Source organism: Flavobacterium sp. NLM (assembly GCF_002210235.1).
GTDB classification, from domain to species: Bacteria; Bacteroidota; Bacteroidia; order Flavobacteriales; family Flavobacteriaceae; genus Flavobacterium; species Flavobacterium panici.
On sequence record NZ_LIAC01000033.1, the window covers coordinates 1 to 1,951 of the forward strand.

The following is a 1,951-nucleotide window of genomic DNA, read 5'->3' on the forward strand; positions in this document are numbered from 1 at the left end:
GATTAACAAAAACAGGAAATTATTATGCTTCAATTCTAAATCCGACAACCAACTGCGAGAGCAATGTTAGATTAGCAGTTGCAGTAAGCGTAACTGATCCGGGTACACCAACTACTACAGATGCAACACAAGATTTCTGTTTAATTGATACGCCGACAATTGCCGACATTCAGGTAAATACACCAGCAGTAGGAACCATAGTTTGGTATACAGCTGCTACAGGCGGAACAGCGATTCCAACAACAACGACAGCATTAGTAACAGGAACATATTACGCTTCTATTCTAAATCCAACAACAAACTGCGAAAGCAACGTTAGATTAGCAATTGCGGTAAGTGTAACAGATCCTGGAACACCAACAACTACAGATGCAACACAAGATTTCTGTTTAGTTGATGCGCCAACGGTTGCTAACATTCAGGTAAATACACCAGCAGTAGGTACAATAGTTTGGTATACAGCTGCTACAGGTGGAACAACAGTTCCGGCAACAACAGCATTGGTAACAGGAACATACTATGCTTCAATTCTAGATCCAACAACAAATTGTGAAAGCAATGTTAGATTAGCTGTTGCAGTAAGTGTAACCGATCCGGGAACTCCAACTACAACAGATGCAACACAAGATTTCTGTTTGGTTGATGCACCAACTTTTGCTAATATTCAGGTAAATACACCAGTAACAGGAACAATAGTTTGGTACACAGCTGCCACAGGCGGAACAGCGATTCCAACAACAACAGCATTGTTAACAGGAAACTACTACGCTTCAATTCTAAATCCAACAACAAATTGCGAAAGCAATGTTAGATTAGCAATTGCGGTAAGTGTAACAGATCCGGGAACACCAACGACAACAGATGCTACACAAGACTTCTGTTTAGTTGATGCACCAACAGTTGCCGACATTCAGGTTAACACACCAGCTGTTGGAACAATAGTTTGGTATACGGCTGCTACAGGCGGAACAGCGATTCCTTCAACAACAGCTTTAACAACAGGAAATTATTATGCTTCGATTCTAAATCCAACAACAAACTGCGAAAGCAATGTTAGATTAGCAGTTGCAGTAAACGTAACTGATCCTGGAACACCAACAACTACAGATGCAACACAAGATTTCTGTTTAGTTGATGCACCAACCGTTGCTGACATTCAGGTAAATACACCAGTAACAGGAACAATAGTTTGGTACACGACTGCCACAGGCGGAACAGCGATTCCAACTACAACAGCTTTAGTGACAGGAAACTATTACGCTTCAATTCTAAATCCAGCAACAAACTGCGAAAGCAATGTTAGATTAGCAGTTGCTGTAAGTGTAACTGATCCTGGAACACCAACCACAACAGATGCCACTCAGGATTTCTGTTTAGTTGACGCTCCGACAGTTGCCAATATTCAAGTTAATGAAACTAATATAGTTTGGTACACAGCTGCTACAGGAGGAACAGCAGTTCCTACTACAACAGCATTAGTAACGGGAACATATTACGCTTCAATTCTAAATCCAACAACAAACTGCGAAAGCAATGTTAGATTGGCAGTTGCTGTAAGTGTAACAGATCCTGGAACACCAACAACTACAGATGCTACACAAGATTTCTGTTTAGTTGATGCACCAACAGTTGCTAATATTCAGGTAAATACACCAGCCGTTGGCACAATAGTTTGGTATACAGCTGCCACAGGCGGAACAGCAGTTCCAGCAACAACAGCATTAGTAACAGGAAATTATTACGCTTCAATTCTAAATCCAGCAACAAACTGCGAAAGTAATGTTAGATTAGCAGTTGCCGTAAGTGTAACTGATCCTGGAACGCCAACTACAACAGATGCAACACAAGATTTCTGTTTAGTTGATGCACCAACAGTTGCGAATATTCAGGTAAACACACCAGCGGTAGGCACAATAGTTTGGTATACAGCTGCCACAGGTGGAACAGCAAT

At 41.3% G+C, this 1,951-nt stretch carries 1 pseudogene; it reads left to right on the top strand.

Annotated elements, in window-relative coordinates:
- Positions 1–1,951, top strand: a pseudogene (locus APR43_RS24560) (hypothetical protein); the annotation flags it as partial.